The following is a 16958-nucleotide window of genomic DNA, read 5'->3' as shown; positions in this document are numbered from 1 at the left end:
GGTGCGCGGGGCACCCTCCAGGATCGACGCGTGAGGTGATTGTCACCTAGTGTTAAGCAGGCTTTGTGCCCGAAGGCTGCGCCGCCGGCGGCACCGGTGTGACTAATCGCACGGGCTGCGTCAGGTGCTCGGGCACGAGCAAGGCGGCCATCTGCTCGCGCGTCATGATGCCCAGCGCCTCGGCCACTTCGTCGATGGCGCCGCCGGACTTGAGCGCCGTCTTGGCGATCAGCGCAGCCTTTTCGTAGCCGATGATCGGGTTCAGCGCCGTGACCAGCGTGACCGACTCGCGCACCCGCTTGGCCAGGAACTCGCGGTTGGCCTCGATGCCTTCGACGCAATTCTTCTGCAGCGTGACGCAGGCGTTGCCCAGGTGCTGGATGCTCTTGAACAGGCTCCAGCCCATGATCGGCTCGAAGGCGTTGAGCTGGAGCTGGCCGGCCTCCGACGCCATCGTCACCGTGATGTCGTTGCCGATCACCTCGAAGGCGACCTGGTTCATCACCTCCGGAATCACCGGGTTGACCTTGCCGGGCATGATCGACGAGCCGGCCTGGCGCGCCGGCAGGCGGATCTCGCCGAAGCCGGCCTGTGGGCCGCTGGAGAGCAGGCGCAGGTCGTTGCAGGTCTTGCTGAGCTTGGTGGCCACGCGCTTGAGGACGCCCGAAAGCTGCACGAAGGCGCCGGTGTCTTGCGTGGCCTCGATCAGGTTGGCCGCCTGCTTCAGCGGCACCTCGGTCTGCTCGGCCAGGTACTGGCAGGCCAGGTTGGCATAGCCATGCGGCGCGTTGATGCCGGTGCCGATGGCGGTGGCGCCGAGGTTGATTTCCTCGATCAGCGCGCGGGCTTCGGCCAAGCGCTCCTCGTCCTCGCCGATCATGATCGCGTAGGTCAGGAACTCCTGGCCCAGCGTCATCGGCACCGCGTCCTGCAACTGGGTTCGGCCGATCTTCAGGATGTCGCGGAATTCCAGCGCCTTGGCCTCGAAGCTCTTGCGCAGGTCGGCCATGCAGACCAGCAGCCGGCCGATGGCGAACCACAGCGCCAGCCGCACCGCGGTCGGATACACATCGTTGGTGCTCTGCGACGCGTTCACATGGTCGTTCGGATGCAGCACGTCGTAGCTGGCCTTGCCGTGGCCCATCTTCTCCAGCGCGAGGTTGCAGATCACCTCGTTCGCATTCATGTTGGTCGAGGTGCCGGCGCCACCCTGGATCACGTCGACCACGAACTCGTTGAGCAGCTTGCCTTCGATCAGGTCCTCGCAGGCCAGGATGATCGCGCCGGCGCGATCCCGGTCGAGCGCACCCAGGTCCGCGTTGGCGCGCGCCGCCGCCTTCTTCACATGGGCTAGCGCGCGCACCAGGTCGGGCATGGCCGAGATGCGGGTGCCGGAGATCGCGAAGTTCTCGACCGCGCGGGCCGTGTGCACGCCCCAGTAGGCGGCGACGGGAATCCGCTTTTCGCCGAGGAAGTCGTGTTCGGTGCGGAAGTTGGAATCCATGGCGAGCCCTCGGTTGGAAGAAGTGCGGCGACTGTAGATTCGCATGCCGGCCAGCGCCAATGCCGTATGCGGGGGCCGTCATGCACGGCTGACATGGATGCTCAGAACCTGAGAATGAATTGGACGTGTGCGTGCCCGGCCGATTCGTTCACAGGTTCTTCAACTCGCGCCGTCGCGCGCGACCGCCACCGGATGGGCCCGCAGATAGGCCCACAAAGCATCGGCCGCGCTCTTGCCAGCCGGCGCGGCCTCCGCGGCGGCGCCCTTGCCGCGACCCGAAGTCTTTGCAGCCGGTGGGGCGCTGGGCAACTCGCGGTAGGCCTGTATCTCCAGCGTGACATCCAGGCCCTGGACCTCCGGCGGCAATGCGCTCACCAGCCTGCGCGCCTTGACCTCGCGCCGCACCGCGCTCTCCGGCAGGAAGGCGATGCCATGGCCCTCCAGCGCCATCACCTTGAGGCCCTCGGCCATGTCGGTCTCATACACGCGATCGAGATGGATGGCCGTGCCCGACTCCTTGAGCAACTGGTCCACCACGCGCCCCAGGTAGGCGCCCGGCGCATAGCCGAGGTACGGCAGCGGGCGGCCGGCGCGGCCCGGCAGCCGGTAGCGCGGGGCGCCATCGGCATCGGGCTTGACCCAGGCCGACACCCGCTCGTTGCCCAGGCTCACCATCTCGTAGCGGTTGGCATCGAGCTGCAGCGGCTGCGAGGGATGCTGGTAGGAGATGAGCACGTCGCAACTGCCCTCCACCAGGCGCAGCACCGCGTCGTGCACGTTGAGCGCGATGAGCCGGCTCTTGATCGGCCCGAAGCGCTCGCGCAGCATCGTGACCCATGCCGGAAAGAAGGTGAAGGCCAGCGTGTGCGGCACTGCGAATTCGATGACGTCCTGCGCCGCCGCGGTGTGGCCGCGCAGCATGGCGCGCGTGCTTTGCAGCCCCTGCAGCATTTCGAGCGCCTGGCCGTAGAGCGTCTGGCCCGCGGGTGTCAGGCTGGTGGGATAGGAGGTGCGGTCGACCAGGTCGGTGCCGGCCCAGCCTTCGAGCGCCTGGATACGGCGCGAGAACGCCGGCTGCGTCACATGCCGCAGTTGCGCGGAGCGGCTGAAGCTGCGCGTTTCAGCCAGACTAACGAAATCTTCCAGCCACTTGGTTTCCATAGGTCGGAGGATTATGTTCTTCCGGCATGGGCCTGAAACGCCTTGTGGAGGCAGGGAAAACGCCGAAACCGCCCGGTTTGCAGCCGGTTGCGACAGGACTACGATGCCCGTGCCATGCCAATCACAGAACTGAACGAACTCAGCGCCACCGAGCTCTCCCGCCGCATCGCACGCCGCGAGGTGTCCTGCGTCGAGGTCATGCAAGCCTCGCTCGCGCGCATCGACGCCCTCAACCCACGCTTCAACGCGATCGTCTCGCGCCGCGACGCAGACGCCTGCCTGGCCGATGCCCGAGAGCGCGATGCGCAACTCGCGCGCGGCGAGCGCATGGGCTGGATGCACGGCTTCCCGCTCGCGGTAAAAGACCTGAGCCACGCGATCGGACTGCCCACGTCGATGGGCTCGCCGCTCGCGCCGAAGACGCCGGCGCGCACCGACAGCCTGCATGTCGCCCGCGCACGCGCCGCCGGCGCCGTCATCATCGGCAAGACCAACACGCCCGAGTTCGGCCTGGGCTCGCACACCTACAACCAGGTCTTCGGCATCACGCGCAATGCCTGGGACCCGGGCAAGACGGCCGGCGGCAGCAGCGGCGGCGCGGCAGTGGCGCTGGCGCTGGGCATGCTCCCGGTGGCCGACGGCAGCGACATGATGGGCTCGCTGCGCAACCCGGCCGGCTTCAACAACGTGATCGGCATGCGACCCTCTCGCGGCCGCGTGCCGGGGTCACCCGACGACGAACTGTTCTTCCAGCAACTGGGCACGGAGGGGCCGATGGGCCGCACGGTGGAAGACACGGCGCGCCTGCTGTGCGTGCAGGCCGGCTTCGACACCCGCCTGCCGCTGTCGATGACCGACGCCCTGCCCTCGGCCGACGCGCTCGACCTGGATGGCGATGTGAAGAAGGGCCTGCGCATCGGCTGGCTCGGCAGCATCTGGCCGGACCTGCCCATCGAGGACGGCGTTCGCGAGCTGTGCGAAGCCGCGTTGCAGACTTTCCGCGCGCTGGGCTGCGAGGTCGAGCCCTGTGTGCTGGATGTTCCGCGCGAACAGAACTGGACCGCCTGGCTGCGCCTGCGTCAACTGATCGTGAGCGGCAAGCTCAGCGTGCTGGGCGCCGACCCCGCCTACCACGCGCACATCAAGCCCGAGGCGCTGTGGGAGATGGAACAGGGCAAGCAGCTCGACGCCGCGTCGCTGCACCAGGCCTCGGTGTTCCGGTCGAACGTCTATCGGGCCTTCGCGCGGCTGTACGAGCGCTTCGATTTCCTGGTGGCCCCCACCGCCCAGATGTTCCCCTTCGATGCCGAGATGCACTGGCCGCCACAAGTGGCCAACGTGCCCAGCAAGACGTACCACCACTGGATGGAAATCGTCACGCCCTTCACGCTGGCCGGCGTGCCGACGCTGAACCTGCGCGCGGGCTTTGGCGCGCAGGGGTTGCCGATGGGGTTGCAGCTGGCGGGGCCGGTGAATGCGGACCTGGCGGTGCTGCGCCTGGGGCATGCGTATGACACCGCGTGCGAATGGTCGGCGTTGCAGCCGCCGGTGCTGGCGTTGGGGTTGCCCGGCTGAAATTGCCCCGCTGCGCGCAGCGCCCGAAATGCGATGGGCGCCGCCGCAAACGGGGAGAACCTAGACCAGATACGTCTCAGCCAACAACGCCCAGTAAGCCGCGCCGATCGGCAGGTTGCTGTCGTTGAAGTCGTAGCCCTGGTTGTGCACCATGCATGCGCCGTGCTCATCGCCGCGGCCGTTGCCGATCATCAGGTACGACCCCGGACGCTTTTCCAGCATGAACGCGAAGTCTTCGCTGCCCGTCACCGCCTTGGCTTGCGCTTCCACATGCTCGTCGCCGACCAGTGCGCGGCCGATGCTGCGTGCGAATTCGGTTTCCTCCGGCGTGTTGACCAGTACCGCGTAGCCCTTTCGGAAGTCGATCTCCGCGCGCACGCCAAAGCTCTCGGCCTGTCCGATGACGATCGCCTTCAACCGTTGCTCGATCTGCACCCGCATCTCGCGCGTCAGCGCGCGCACGCTGATCTCCATGGTGACCGTCTGCGGAATCACGTTGTTCGCCTTGCCGGCATGGATCGCGCCCACCGTCACGATCGCCGTCTCCTGCGGGTCGGCATTGCGCGACACGATGGTCTGGAGCGCCATGATGATGCTGGCAGCCGCGACGATCGGGTCCTTTGCATAGTGCGGCATCGCGCCATGGCCACCCACGCCGAACAGCGTCACTGTCGCGTAGTCCGACGACGCCATCGTCGGGCCTTCGCGAAACGCCAGGTCGCCCTGGCGGCGGCCGGGCATGTTGTGCATGGCGTAGATCGAATCGCAGGGGTACTTCTCGAACAACCCGTCGTCCATCATGCGCGTCGCGCCGCCCATGCCTTCTTCGGCCGGCTGGAAGATCAGGTTGAGCGTGCCCGAGAAGTCGCCCTCTTGCGCCAGGTACTTGGCCGCGCCGAGCAGCATCGCCGTGTGGCCGTCGTGGCCACATGCATGCATGATGCCGGGCCGCTTGCTGCTGTAGGCCAGCCCGGTTTTTTCCTCGACGGGCAGCGCGTCCATGTCGGCACGGATGCCCACGCTGCGCGAACCGCTGCCGCGCTTCAGCTGGCCGACCAGGCCGGTACCGCCAAGGCCGCGCTCGACCTGATAGCCCCAGGCGCCGAGCCGCTCTGCCACCAGCGCGCTGGTGGCGTGCTCCTCGAAGCCGAGTTCGGGATTCTCGTGGATGGTCTGGCGCACCGTGATGAACTCCGCGGCGTGCTGGTGCATGTACTTCAGGTAATGGTCCGGTGTCTTGGGCATGATTTGTCGAGCGTTGATTCGTGGTTCTTGAGAGGGAGCGCCGGCCCGGTTCAGGGGCGCAGGGCCATCGTCGCGGGCAGCCGTGTCCAGGGCAGGTCGCCCGGCTCCACCGCCATCGGGCCGGCGGCCTTGGCGACGAGGATGGTGCTGGCGATGGGTGTGAAGTCGGCGCGGAAGTGCACCGAACTCTTGTTGACGAGGATCTTCATTTCCTCGGGCTCGATGCCGACGTAGCGGAAGAACTCGCGGTCCAGCATCTGTGTCTTCTGCGAGCTCACCACGACAAGCACGCCATCGACGTCGAGGCAGGCGCTGGGGCCGAGCGACACCTTGCTGCCGCGCCCCATCGGGCCCTTCATCATGACCTTGCCATCGCTGAGCTTGCGCACGACGGCGCGCACCGGCACCGGCGGATCGCTGAACTGGCCGGCCCAGGTCGGCACCGACTTGCCCAGCGTCACATCGAGTTGCGCGCCCTCGCCTGCCGCATGCGCGGCAGCGGCGGCCTCGGGGTCGAACAGCAGGCCGATTGCCACCTGGCCCGGCATGCGTTCGCCGGCCTTGAGCGCGAGCAGCGCGCGCAGCATGCCGGTGGTGTTGCTGTCGCCGCCGGCGCCGGAGTTGTCCTGCGTATCGGCAATGACCACGGGCTTGCTGGCGTCTGCGGCCAGCGCCATTGCCTTGGACACCGCCGCCTCGGGCGAGAGGATGTCCAGGATCCATTGGCTGCGCGGCTGGTCGGCGCGCTCGAACAGCGCCTGCACCGCTGCCTCGGCCTCGTCGCCATAGCCCCAGACCACCGGCCCGCATTCGGCGATGTCGGCCGCCGGAAAGCCCATGGCAAAGCTCAGCACGCAGTCATGGCGCGCATCGAGCGACTTCAGCGTCTCATACACCCCGTCGGCCGGCGCCATCATGGTGCACTGCGCGTTGAGCGAGAGCAGGAAGGAGAGGCGGCGCACCGCCATCGGCTCCTTGCTGCCGCGCGCCAACCGGCGCTCCAGCAACTTGGCGGCCAGCCGGCCGGTGTCGGCCGTGTCCACGTGCGGATAGGTGCGGTAGGCGACCAGCGCATCGGATACGTCGAGCATCTGCCGCGTCACGTTGGCATGCAGGTCGAGGCTGGCCACGATCGGCACCGCCGCGCCCACGCGCGCGCGGATGCGCGTGAGCAGTTCGCCTTCCGGGTCTTCCAGGTGCTCGGTGACCGCGGCGCCATGCAGGTCGAGGTACACCGCATCGACGGGGCCACCGGCCAGCGCCGCGAGCAGGTCTTCGTCGATCGCCGCGGCGATGCGTTCGAAGGCGTCCTGCGTGACGTGCGCCGAGGGCACCGCGCCGGCCCATGCCGACGGCGCCAGCGACCAGCCCCGTTCCTCGGCATGGTCGATGAAGCCGCTGATGGGCAGCGTCAGTCCGCGGTAGGCGTCGATGATGGCCTGGCCACGCCGGTACGGCGGGAAGGCCGAGCCGGCTTCGAAGGCGGCCCAGTCGGCCTTGGTGGGGGCGAAGGTGTTGGTTTCGTGCTGGAAACCGGCGATGAAGACTCTCAATTCAGGTCCTTTTTTGGTTGGGCAGATTTTTTCTGGATTCGCTGCGGCGCGGATCAGCTTCGGGCGAACGCGAAGTCGCGGCCCGGCGCTGCCGCCAGCAGTCGCCGCGTGTAGTCCTCCTTCGGCTGGAAGAACACCTCCGCCACCGCACCCTGCTCCACGATCTTGCCTTGATGCATGACGATCACGCGGTCGCAGATCTGGCTGGCCACGCGCAGGTCGTGGGTTATGAAGAGGATGCCGATGTGGGTCGCGCGCTGGATCTCGTCGAGCAGCCTGAGGATCTGCGCCTGCACCGATACGTCCAGCGCCGATACGGCTTCGTCCGCGATGATCAGCTTGGGCTTGCAGGCCAGTGCGCGCGCGATCGAGATGCGCTGGCGCTGGCCGCCCGAGAACTCGCTCGGATAGCGGCGCAGCGCCTCGGGCTTGAGGCGCACCAGGTGCATCAGGTCCTCGGCTTCCTTCCAGGCCTGGTCGCGGCTCACGCCGAAGTTGAGCGGGCCTTCGATGATCGAATCGCCCACCGTCTGGCGTGGGTTCAGGGAACGGTACGGGTCCTGGAAGATCACCTGCACGTCGCGCCGATAGGGCGACAGGCCGCGTCCCTTCAGGTGCGCGACCGATCGCCCGCTCGCATGGATGTCGCCCGAGGTCGGATCGATCAGCCGCGCAATGCAGCGCGCCACCGTCGACTTGCCCGAGCCCGATTCGCCGACGATGCCCACGGTCTCTTGCGGCCGCACCTTCAGCGACACATCGCGCACCGCATCGACGCGGCGGCGCTTGCCCGGCCAGGAGCCGGTCACGTAGGTCTTGCAGATGTTCTTCGCGTCGAGCAGCGGTTCCACGTCGGCAATGGGCAGGCGCGACTGCGAGGCAAGTTCGGGCACCGCATCGAGCAGCATCTTGGTATAGGGCTCGCGCGGACGCGTCAGCACCTCGTGCTTGTCGCCCTTCTCGATCATGTGGCCGAGTTGCAGCACCACCACCTCGTCCGCGATCTCCGCCACCACGCCGAAGTCGTGCGTGATGAACAGCACCGCGGTGCCGTTCTCCGTTTGCAACTCGAGGATGAGCTTGAGGATCTCGGCCTGGGTGGTCACGTCGAGCGCGGTGGTCGGCTCGTCGCAGATCAGCAGCACGGGCTTCAGGATCAATGCAATGGCGATCACGATGCGCTGGCGCTGGCCGCCGCTCAGCTGGTGCGGATACGAGGCATAGATGCGCTCGGGTTCCGGCAACTTGACGCGCGCCATGATCGCGAGGATCTTCTGCCGCCGTTCGGCTGCGCCCATCTTCACGTGCTGCACCAGCATCTCGTCGATCTGGTCGCCGCAGGTCATGACCGGGTTGAGCGCGGTCATCGGCTCCTGGAACACCATCGCCATCGAAGGGCCGCGCAGGTTGCGAAACTCGTTCTGCGGCGCGCCCACGAGTTCCTTGCCTTGCAGCTTGATCGAACCCGCCGTGGGCGCCAGGCCCGAAGGCAGCAGACCCATGATCGCGTTGGCGATCACCGACTTGCCGGAGCCCGACTCGCCGAGCAGGCAGACGATCTTGCCGGGCGGCACGTCGAAGGAGATTTTCTCGACCGCATTGGGACGGTCGGCGCCGCGCGGCAGCGAGATGGCGAGGTCGCGCACCGCGAGGACGGGCGTGGGCGAAGTGGATGGATTCATGGCTTCATTCACCGCGCTTGTTGAACTTGGGGTCCAGGGTGTCACGCAGCCCATCGCCCATCACATTGACCGACAGCACCGTGAGCGCCAGGAAGATGCCCGGAAACAGCACGTTGTGCGGGAACTGGTTGAACTGCGCACGGCCCTCGGCCATGATGTTCCCCCAGGTCGCCATCTCGGCCGGCAGGCCGACGCCGAGGAAGGACAGGATGGCCTCGACGAGGATCGCCGTCGCGCACACGTAGGTTCCCTGGATGATCATCGGCGCAATGGCGTTCGGCATGATGTGCTTGAAGAGGATCTTCCAGGTCGGCGTATCGAGCGCGATGGCCGCTTCCACATACGGCTCCTCGCGCACGCTCAGCACCACCGCCCGCACCAGCCGCGCCATGCGTGGAATCTCCGGCACCGCAATGGCGAAGATCACGATCGGCAGCGTGCCGCCGAACAGCGCCACCAGGCTCACGGCGAAGAGGATGCCGGGGATGGCCATCACGCCGTCCATGAGCCGCATGACGATGCCGTCGAGCTTGCGGAAGTAGCCCGCCAGCAGGCCGACCGTGAGGCCGAACACCAGCGTGAACAGCGCCACCGCGATGCCCACCGTGATCGACACGCGCGCACCGTACAGCGTGCGGCTCCAGATGTCGCGGCCGAGGCTGTCGCTGCCCATGACGAACAGGTGCTCGAAGGTATTGCCGTCCAGGCTGTTGAACTCCCCACGCGTGCCGGGCAGCAGGTTGGCGCTGCCGGGATCGATCGCGCCGGGGTCGATGGTGCCCAGCAAGGGCGCGGCGATGCCCATGACGATGAGCACCATCAGCACGCAGCCGCCGATGCGCACCGACCAGTTGTCGAGCACGCGCTTCCACAACGGGCGGCGCTTCCTGGAAGGGGTCGCCGCTTCGACGGGCAGGGGCGCCTCGTCGAGCGCCGAAGTCATCTCGGTCATGTCTTTGTGTCCTCGACCTGCGGTCAGTAGCGGATGCGTGGATCGAACACCAGGTAGCTGATGTCGACGAGCAGGTTGACGGCGACGTAGATCACCGAGAAGAAAAGCGTGATGCCCTGGATCAGCGGAAAGTCGCGCGACAGCACCGCATCGACCGTGAGCTGCCCCAGGCCCGGGATGGCGAACACCGACTCGGTCACGACCACGCCGCCGATCAGCAGCGCGATGCCGATGCCGATCACCGTGACGATCGGCACCGCCGCATTCGCCAGCCCGTGCTTGATGAGCACGCGCGCCTCGGAAATGCCCTTGGCCCGCGCCGTGCGCACGTAGTCCTCCGTCATCGCCTCGGCCACGGCGGCACGCGTCACGCGAGCGATCAGCGCCACGTAGATGATCGACAACGTGATCGCCGGCAGGATCAGGTTTCGCAGCCACGGCCCGACGCCGTCCCCTATGCGGTTGTAGCCCTGCACCGGCAGCCACTGCAGCTTGAGCGCGAAGATCCAGATCAGCACGTAGCCGATCACGAAGGCCGGTATCGAGAAGCCCAGCGCGGAGAAGCCCATCAGCCCGCGATCGAGCCAGCCGCCGTGCCGCCAGGCCGCGATCACACCCAGCGGCACCGCGATCAGGATGGTGAGCACCAGCGTGACGCCGGCCAGGGAGACGGTGGGCTCGATGCGCTGGCCGATGAGTTCGGTCACCGGCTTCTTCATGAAGAAAGACTCACCCAGGTTCCCCTGCACGACCTTCCAGCTCCAGCGCGCGAACTGCGTGGGCAGCGCGTCGTTGAGGCCAAGGCTTTCGCGAACCTTTTGCAGGTTCTCGGCGCTGGCGTTGTCGCCGACGATGTTGGCCGCCGGATCGCCCGGCGCCAGCCGCGTCATGAGGAACACGATGAGGGCGACGACGACCAGCACCGGGATCGTGGCGACGATGCGCCGCAGGAGGAAGCTGAGCATGGCGCTGGGATCAGTTCTTCTTCAGACCCCAGAACACACCGACGGGCGATGGCACCAGGCCGGTCACCACGTCCTTGCGCAGTGCCGAGTACAAGGTCCACTCGCCGATCGGCGCATACACCGCCGCGTCGAGCACGCGCTCCTGGATCGCGGTGGCGAGCGGCTTGCGTTGCTCCTCGGTGGAGGCGGCCAGGAATTCGCCCTTGAGCTTTTCGAGCGGCTCGTCGGTGGTCCAGCCGAACCAGCCCTTCTCGCCGTTGCCGGTCATCGGTGCGAAGAACATCGGGTTCATGTTGTCGGCCACGCTCCACGCCGTGATGAAGGCGTTCCAGCCGCCCTCCGCCGCCGGCTTCTTGACGGCGCGACGCGCCACCAGCGTCGGCCAGTCCATGGACACCATGTCGACATTGAAGCCGGCCTGCTTCAGCAAGGCCGCCATCACCGGCGGCAGCTTGTTGAGCGAGGTGAAGTTGGACGGGTACATCAGCACGATCGGCTCGTTCTTGTAGCCGGCCTCCTTCAGCAGCGCCTTGGCCTTCTCGAACTGGGGCTTGCCGGTGAAGTAGGAGGTCTTGTCCGACCAATAGGTCGAGCCCAGCGGGTAGATCGACGGGTTCGGCTTGTAGAGGTCCTTGCTGATCATCTGCGCACGCAGCAACGCCTCCTGGTTCACCGCCAGGAACGCCGCCTGCGCGATCTTGGCGTTGTTGAACGGCGGCACCATGCGGTTCAGGTGCAAGGCGAACGAGGCCGACGGCACCTGCTTGCCGAGTTCGATCTTCGGGTTGGCCTTGAGCGTCGCGTACTGGTCCGGGGGCGAGATCTCGAGCATGTCGACCTCGCCATTGGTGAGCGCATTGACCTGCGTCTGCGCATCGTTCAGCACCACCCATTCCAGGCGATCGACGTAGACGACCTTGCCGCCCGCGGTGCCCGAGGCCGGCTCCTTGCGCGGCACGTACTTGGTGTTCTTGATGTAGACGACCTTCTCGCCAGGGCGGTATTCGTCGGTCTTGAAGATGTAGGGGCCGGAGCCGACGGTGCTGCTGATCTGCTGGTCGGCCGGCGTGTCGGCCACGGCCTTGGGCATGATGAAGGGCGGGTTGGCCGAGGGCTTGGCCAACGCCTCCACCACCATGCCGAAGGGCTCCTTGAAGGTCAGGACGAAGGTCTTGTCGTTCTTCGCGTCCATGCTGCTCATGGCCATCATCATCTTCTGGCCCAGGGCGTCGCGCTGCGCCCAGCGCTTGATCGACTGGATCACGTCCGCCGAGGTCACGGGCTTGCCGTCATGGAAGGCCAGGCCTTCGCGCAGCGTGAAGGTCCAGGTCTTGCCGTCGGCGCTGCTGTTGTAGTCGCTGACCATCTGCGGGCTCACCTTGCCGTTGATGTCGACGCCGAACAGCGTGTCGTACACGTTGTAGCCGTGGTTGCGCGTGACGAAGGCGGTGGTCCAGATCGGGTCGAGGATCTTCAGGTCGGACTGCGGCACCATGCGCAGGACCTTGGGCGCATCCTGCGCCAGCGCAACGCCGGCAGCGCTCGACATCAAGCCGCCGATCAGGAAGGTAAGGATGGACTTCTTCAAAGACATGACTGGCAGTTCCTAAGGTAAAGGGAGGTAGCAAACTCGACAAAAAACAATCAACGGGACACCTTCCGTGCCGATACATCGAATCCGGATTCGACCTGGACGGCCAGCTTGGCCAGGCAAGCCTCGAACACCTCGACTTCTTCGCTGCTGAGCACGGACAGCAGCGACTTCTCCATCTTTCGGCCGAGACGGTCGCACTGCTTGACGATCTCGCGGCCACTGGCCGTGAGGTGCAATTGCACCCAGCGCGCGTCTTCGGTGCCGATCTGGCGCACCAGCAATTCGCGCCGCGCCAACGAGGTCACCAGCTTGGACACCAGCGTCTTCTCGAGCCTCGCCTTGCTGGACACCTCTCCCTGCGTGATGCCGGGTTGGCGATGCGCCAGGCGCAACACGCGGAGCTCGCGCAGGCTCACGTCGCAGGCCTCCTCGTAGATGGCGGAAGCCATCTGCTTGGCCTGGTCGTTGACGACGTCCATCCTGAAGGTCAGAAAATCAATGGCAGGGCGCGACATCCAAGTCTCCTGTTATTGCTAACGGCAATAGTTGCCAACTGCAACTTGTCCTGGACGTTAGCAGCATTCATGCCACCTGGCGACCCCCGGAATTTCCCGAAGTCGACACCAGATTGGCGCATCGAGCGCCGTCGTCGTGCCTGACGACATGGGGATTCACGGAAACCGTTCCGGGGCGGAGTCGATGTCGATCTCGACCCTGGCGGTGAGCCGGGCCAGGCACTGCTCGAAGGATTCGAGTTCCGCATCGGTCAATACGGACAGCATGGATTTCTCCAGCTTCCGGCCCACGCGGCCAGCGCGCTGGACTACGTCCTGACCGTGTTCCGTCAGGAACAGGTGACCCGAACGGGCGTCCTGTGCGCCACTTTCGCGCACCAGCAGGCCGCGCTCGGCGAGCGTCTTGACGATCCTGGAAGTGGTTGATTTGTCGAATTGCGCCTGGCCCGACGTCTCGCCTTGGGTGATGCCGGGGTGGTGGGCGGCGAGGCGAAGCACACGCAGTTCGCGCAAGCTCACGCCGCAGGACGCTTCATAGATACCGGATGCGAGCACCTTGGCCTGGTGGCTGAACACGTCCACACGGTACGTGAGGAAGTCAATGGCGGCACGCGACATCCCGGCTCTCCCTGATTGCAATCGGAAACAACTGCGGATTGCAACCGTCCCCGGGGCACATTAGCAGCATCTGTGGCTAGCCGTCATCCGCGAATGCACCGATGGCCCGGCCCCGCCGTTCGGTCCACGCTGTGAGGCTTTGCGGGGCACGCCCGCCCAGGGGTACCAACCCAGGGAAGGCGGACCTGCTACGGGGCAGGCGCCTTCGGGTTGGCCTTCAAACGGCAGTCACCACGCCGCGTCCGGCAAAGTGGCCTTCCGCATTGGCGAGGAAGCGCAGGAAGGATGCCTCGGTCGCCTCAGGCGACCAGCCTGCCAGGTGCGGCGTGATGATGAGATTGTCGAAGCCGATGAGTTGCGCCGGTGGCTTCGGCTCGCTCTCGTAGACGTCCAGGCCGGCGCCAGCGATGCGCCCGTCACGCAAGGCCGCCGCCAACGCCTCGGTGTCGACCACGCTGCCCCGCCCGATGTTCACGAGGAAGCCTTGCGGCCCCAGTGCGTCGAGCACTTCGGCATTGACGATGTGCGTCGTCGCCGGCCCGCCGGGCGCGGCGCACACCAGCACGTCGGCCCATTCCGCCAGGGCCTTCAGGTTGCTGAAGTACTGGTGCGGCGACTCCGCCTTCGGCTTGCGGTTGTGATAGCCGACCGGCATGTCGAAGCCGGCCGCGCGCCTGGCGATCTTCTGGCCGATGGTGCCCATGCCGAGGATGCCGAGGCGCTTGCCGGAGACGTTGGGTGGCTGCGGAATCGCCAAGCGCCAGACGCCCTCGCGACATTTCTGGTCGAGCATGCGGAAGTTGCGCACCGCGGCGATGACGAGGCCGAAGGCATGGTCGGCCACGCAGTCGTCGTTGGTGCCCTGCCCGTTCGCGACCACGATGCCGCGCGCGCGGGCCGCATCGACGTCGACCAGCTCGAAGCCGGCGCCCATGCAGCAGATCAGTTCGAGCCGGCGCATCGCGTCCATCTCGGCGGCGGTCACGCCAAGCACGCCGATGGTCAGCACCGCGCGGAACTCCGCGCCGCGCGCCGCGATGGCAGCAGCGCGATCGGTGGCCGTCGGCGCATAGCGCATGTCGTACAGCTCGGCGAGGCGGGACTGATGCTCACTGGAGAGCGTGTGGGCAACCAGCAGGGGAATCTTGTCGGACATTCGGCATCGGCTCCTGGGGAAACTACAGAACGGGGGTGGCTTCGACTTGTTGCATGGCCCACATCCGGGCATAGCGGCCGTCCTGCGCGAGCAGGCCCGCGTGGGTGCCGCGCTCGACGATGACGCCGCCTTCGAGCACGAGGATTTCATGCGCGTCCACCACGGTGGAAAGACGGTGCGCGATGACCAGCGTGGTCTTGTTCTGCGCGGCGCTCTGCAGCTCGGCCTGGATGGCCCGTTCGTTGGCGGAATCCAGTGCCGACGTGGCCTCGTCGAAGATGAGGATCGGCGGGTTCTTCAGCAGCGTGCGCGCGATGGCGACGCGCTGCTTCTCCCCGCCCGACAGCTTGAGGCCGCGCTCGCCGACCGGCGTGGCATAGCCCTTGGGCGTGGCGGCGATGAAGTCGTGGATGCGCGCGGCCTTCGCGGCGGCCACGACCTCCGCGTGCGTGGAGCCCGGCCGGCCGTAGGCGATGTTGTATTCGACGGTGTCGTTGAACAGCACCGTGTCCTGCGGGACGATACCGATGGCCTGGCGCACGCTGGCCTGCGTGACCGAGCGGATGTCTTGTCCGCCGATGGTGATGCGGCCGCCGCCCGAGCTGGTGGCAGCCCCCCCGGGGGGCGAGGCGCCGCGTGAAGCTTGCGGGAACCCGGTCCCGACGTCATAGAAGCGATACATGAGCCGGGCCAGCGTCGACTTGCCGGAGCCTGAGGGGCCGACCACCGCGACCGTCTTGCCTGCGGGGATTTCAAAGCTCACGTGGCGCAGGATGGGGCGTGCAGGTTCGTAGGCGAAGCTGACATCCTCGAAGCGGACGGTGGCGTCGGGGGAAGCACCCTCGCCCCCGCCCTCTCCCGCTTGCGGGAGAGGAAGTAGTTGCAGGGGCAAAGCCCCGGGCGCGTCGCGGATCTCGCGGTCCTTCTCCATGAGCACGAACATCTTGTCGAGGTCGGTCAGGCTCTGCTTGATCTCGCGGTAGATCACGCCGAGGAAATTCATCGGGATGTAGAGCTGGATCATGAAGGCGTTGACCATCACCAGGTCGCCCAGCGTCATGCGCCCATCGACCACGCCCGAGGTGGCGCGCCACAGCATCAGCACCAGGCTCACCGCGATCAGCATCTGCTGGCCGGTGTTGAGCATGCTCAAGGTGCGCTGGCTCTTGATGGCGGCCTTGCGGTAGCGGTCCAGGCTGGCGTCGTAGCGCTGCGCCTCGAACTCCTCGTTGTTGAAGTACTTGACGGTCTCGTAGTTCAGCAGCGAATCGACCGCGCGGCTCTGCGCCATCGTGTCGAGCTCGTTCATCGTCTTGCGGAACTGGGTGCGCCACTCGGTCACCGTCACGGTGAAGGTGATGTAGATGACCAGCGCCACCGCGGTGATCCAGACGAACAACTGGTCGAACTTCACGCCAAGGATGCTCAGCACCAGCACCAGTTCGATGAGCGTCGGCACGATGCTGTAGAGCGACATCGAGATCAGCGAATGCACGCCGCGCGTGCCGCGTTCGATGTCGCGTGTCATGCCGCCGGTCTGCCGCTCCAGGTGGAAGCGCAGGCTCAGCGCATGCAGGTGCCTGAACACCTCCAGCGAAATGCTGCGCGCCGCGCCCTCGGTCGCCTTGGCGAACACCAGTTCGCGCAGCTCCCCGAACAGCGAGGTCGAGAAGCGCAGTAGCCCGTAGGCCACGAGCAAGGCGATCGGCACGACCAGCAGCGCCTGCGCCATATCTGGTTTCGGCGTCATCGTGTCGACCAGGTTCTTCAGCAGCACCGGCACGCCGACGTTGGCGACCTTGGCGCCCACCATGAAGGAGAGCGCCGCGAGCACGCGCCACTTGTACCGCCAGAGGTAGGGGAACAGGCGGCGCAGCGTCGCCCAATCGGAACGGTCGCTGCGCGCCGGGGCGTGGGCGCCGGCGTGGGATGGGTGTGGAAGTGTTTCGCCGCTGCGGCGCATGAAAGACAATCGTGGCTGTAGTTTTCACCAGATTGTGCCCATGTCCAATTCTCCAAGCGCCAACGCGGCCACCCCCCTTAAAAGCCTGCCGACCGACATGGACCTGGTGCTCAAGGTCATTCCGATGCCGGCCGACTGCAATGCCAACGGCGACATCTTCGGCGGCTGGGTCATGGCGCAATGCGATTTGGCCGGCTCGGTGATTCCGGCGCGCCATGCCAAAGGCCGCATGGCGACCGTGGCAGTCAATGAATTCATCTTCAAGCAGCCGGTGCGGCTGGGCGACATCCTGTCCTTCTACTCCAAGCTGGTGAAGATCGGGCGCACCTCCATTACCGTCACGGTCGAAGTGTTCGCCGAGCGCTTCCGCACGCAGGGCGAATACATCAAGGTGACGCAGGCGACCTTTACCTATGTCGCAATCGACGAGAACGGACGGCCGCGGCCGATCGAGCAGGACTGAACGCAGTCCGGT

At 66.4% G+C, this 16958-nt stretch carries 14 protein-coding genes; 2 read left to right on the top strand and 12 right to left on the bottom strand.

The genetic code is table 11. The features are described 5' to 3' along the window. Positions 1-52: 52 nt before the first annotated feature. Complete coding sequence (locus tag HB681_RS01090) at positions 53-1504, bottom strand: aspartate ammonia-lyase (RefSeq protein WP_213952896.1); 1452 nt, start codon at positions 1502-1504, stop codon at positions 53-55. Between the two features lie 159 nt (positions 1505-1663). Continuing rightward, entirely contained in the window at positions 1664-2665 is a 1002-nt protein-coding gene (locus HB681_RS01085; protein ID WP_213952895.1) for a LysR substrate-binding domain-containing protein, read from the bottom strand. Positions 2666-2779: 114 nt separating this feature from the next. Here HB681_RS01085 and HB681_RS01080 point away from each other — a divergent pair, with 114 nt between their 5' ends. Further along, a complete protein-coding gene (locus HB681_RS01080) occupies positions 2780-4240 on the top strand; it encodes an amidase (protein ID WP_213952894.1) in 1461 nt (486 codons plus the stop codon). Between the two features lie 60 nt (positions 4241-4300). Here HB681_RS01080 and HB681_RS01075 read toward each other — a convergent pair whose 3' ends face one another. From HB681_RS01075 to HB681_RS01030, 10 genes are all read right to left on the bottom strand, one after another. Continuing rightward, positions 4301-5485 carry a M20 aminoacylase family protein gene (locus HB681_RS01075; protein WP_256734781.1) on the bottom strand — a complete coding sequence of 395 codons (1185 nt, stop codon included), beginning with the start codon at positions 5483-5485 and terminating at the stop codon, positions 4301-4303. A gap of 50 nt (positions 5486-5535) precedes the next feature. Further along, positions 5536-7038 carry a M81 family metallopeptidase gene (locus HB681_RS01070; RefSeq protein WP_213952893.1) on the bottom strand — a complete coding sequence of 501 codons (1503 nt, stop codon included), beginning with the start codon at positions 7036-7038 and terminating at the stop codon, positions 5536-5538. Between the two features lie 53 nt (positions 7039-7091). Next, positions 7092-8720 (bottom strand): ABC transporter ATP-binding protein, encoded by a 1629-nt coding sequence (locus tag HB681_RS01065; protein WP_213952892.1) that lies wholly within the window; start codon positions 8718-8720, stop codon positions 7092-7094. Positions 8721-8724: 4 nt separating this feature from the next. Continuing rightward, entirely contained in the window at positions 8725-9663 is a 939-nt protein-coding gene (locus HB681_RS01060; protein ID WP_256734798.1) for an ABC transporter permease, read from the bottom strand. A gap of 32 nt (positions 9664-9695) precedes the next feature. Further along, the gene (locus HB681_RS01055) at positions 9696-10637 is read right to left on the bottom strand and encodes an ABC transporter permease (protein ID WP_213952890.1); all 942 of its coding nucleotides are present in this window, start codon (positions 10635-10637) and stop codon (positions 9696-9698) included. Between the two features lie 10 nt (positions 10638-10647). Then, positions 10648-12231 (bottom strand): ABC transporter substrate-binding protein, encoded by a 1584-nt coding sequence (locus HB681_RS01050; RefSeq protein ID WP_213952889.1) that lies wholly within the window; start codon positions 12229-12231, stop codon positions 10648-10650. A gap of 50 nt (positions 12232-12281) precedes the next feature. Further along, positions 12282-12746 (bottom strand): MarR family transcriptional regulator, encoded by a 465-nt coding sequence (locus tag HB681_RS01045; protein ID WP_213952888.1) that lies wholly within the window; start codon positions 12744-12746, stop codon positions 12282-12284. Between the two features lie 156 nt (positions 12747-12902). Continuing rightward, positions 12903-13364 carry a MarR family transcriptional regulator gene (locus HB681_RS01040; RefSeq protein ID WP_213952887.1) on the bottom strand — a complete coding sequence of 154 codons (462 nt, stop codon included), beginning with the start codon at positions 13362-13364 and terminating at the stop codon, positions 12903-12905. A gap of 217 nt (positions 13365-13581) precedes the next feature. Beyond that, positions 13582-14520 carry a 2-hydroxyacid dehydrogenase gene (locus HB681_RS01035; protein WP_213952886.1) on the bottom strand — a complete coding sequence of 313 codons (939 nt, stop codon included), beginning with the start codon at positions 14518-14520 and terminating at the stop codon, positions 13582-13584. 22 nt (positions 14521-14542) lie between these two features. Next, positions 14543-16483, bottom strand: coding sequence for an ABC transporter ATP-binding protein/permease (locus HB681_RS01030; RefSeq protein WP_213952885.1), 1941 nt, complete (start codon positions 16481-16483; stop codon positions 14543-14545). Positions 16484-16523: 40 nt separating this feature from the next. Between HB681_RS01030 and HB681_RS01025 the strand changes: the two genes are divergently transcribed. Continuing rightward, positions 16524-16946 carry an acyl-CoA thioesterase gene (locus HB681_RS01025; RefSeq protein ID WP_213952884.1) on the top strand — a complete coding sequence of 141 codons (423 nt, stop codon included), beginning with the start codon at positions 16524-16526 and terminating at the stop codon, positions 16944-16946. Positions 16947-16958: the final 12 nt, after the last annotated feature.

The sequence above is a fragment of the Variovorax sp. dw_954 genome (genome assembly GCF_018449755.1).
In the GTDB taxonomy this organism is placed as follows: Bacteria; Pseudomonadota; Gammaproteobacteria; order Burkholderiales; family Burkholderiaceae_C; genus Variovorax.
The sequence above is the reverse complement of the archived record's forward strand: the minus strand, read 5'-3'. Positions and strand labels throughout refer to the sequence as shown.

Coding starts and splice junctions, on each gene's coding strand:
- HB681_RS01090 (WP_213952896.1), bottom strand. CDS start 1,504: ATGGATTCCAACTTCCGCACCGAACACGACTTCCTCGGCGAAAAGCGG.
- HB681_RS01085 (WP_213952895.1), bottom strand. CDS start 2,665: ATGGAAACCAAGTGGCTGGAAGATTTCGTTAGTCTGGCTGAAACGCGC.
- HB681_RS01080 (WP_213952894.1), top strand. CDS start 2,780: ATGCCAATCACAGAACTGAACGAACTCAGCGCCACCGAGCTCTCCCGC.
- HB681_RS01075 (WP_256734781.1), bottom strand. CDS start 5,485: ATGCCCAAGACACCGGACCATTACCTGAAGTACATGCACCAGCACGCC.
- HB681_RS01065 (WP_213952892.1), bottom strand. CDS start 8,720: ATGAATCCATCCACTTCGCCCACGCCCGTCCTCGCGGTGCGCGACCTC.
- HB681_RS01060 (WP_256734798.1), bottom strand. CDS start 9,663: ATGACTTCGGCGCTCGACGAGGCGCCCCTGCCCGTCGAAGCGGCGACC.
- HB681_RS01055 (WP_213952890.1), bottom strand. CDS start 10,637: ATGCTCAGCTTCCTCCTGCGGCGCATCGTCGCCACGATCCCGGTGCTG.
- HB681_RS01050 (WP_213952889.1), bottom strand. CDS start 12,231: ATGTCTTTGAAGAAGTCCATCCTTACCTTCCTGATCGGCGGCTTGATG.
- HB681_RS01045 (WP_213952888.1), bottom strand. CDS start 12,746: ATGTCGCGCCCTGCCATTGATTTTCTGACCTTCAGGATGGACGTCGTC.
- HB681_RS01040 (WP_213952887.1), bottom strand. CDS start 13,364: ATGTCGCGTGCCGCCATTGACTTCCTCACGTACCGTGTGGACGTGTTC.
- HB681_RS01035 (WP_213952886.1), bottom strand. CDS start 14,520: ATGTCCGACAAGATTCCCCTGCTGGTTGCCCACACGCTCTCCAGTGAG.
- HB681_RS01030 (WP_213952885.1), bottom strand. CDS start 16,483: ATGCGCCGCAGCGGCGAAACACTTCCACACCCATCCCACGCCGGCGCC.
- HB681_RS01025 (WP_213952884.1), top strand. CDS start 16,524: ATGTCCAATTCTCCAAGCGCCAACGCGGCCACCCCCCTTAAAAGCCTG.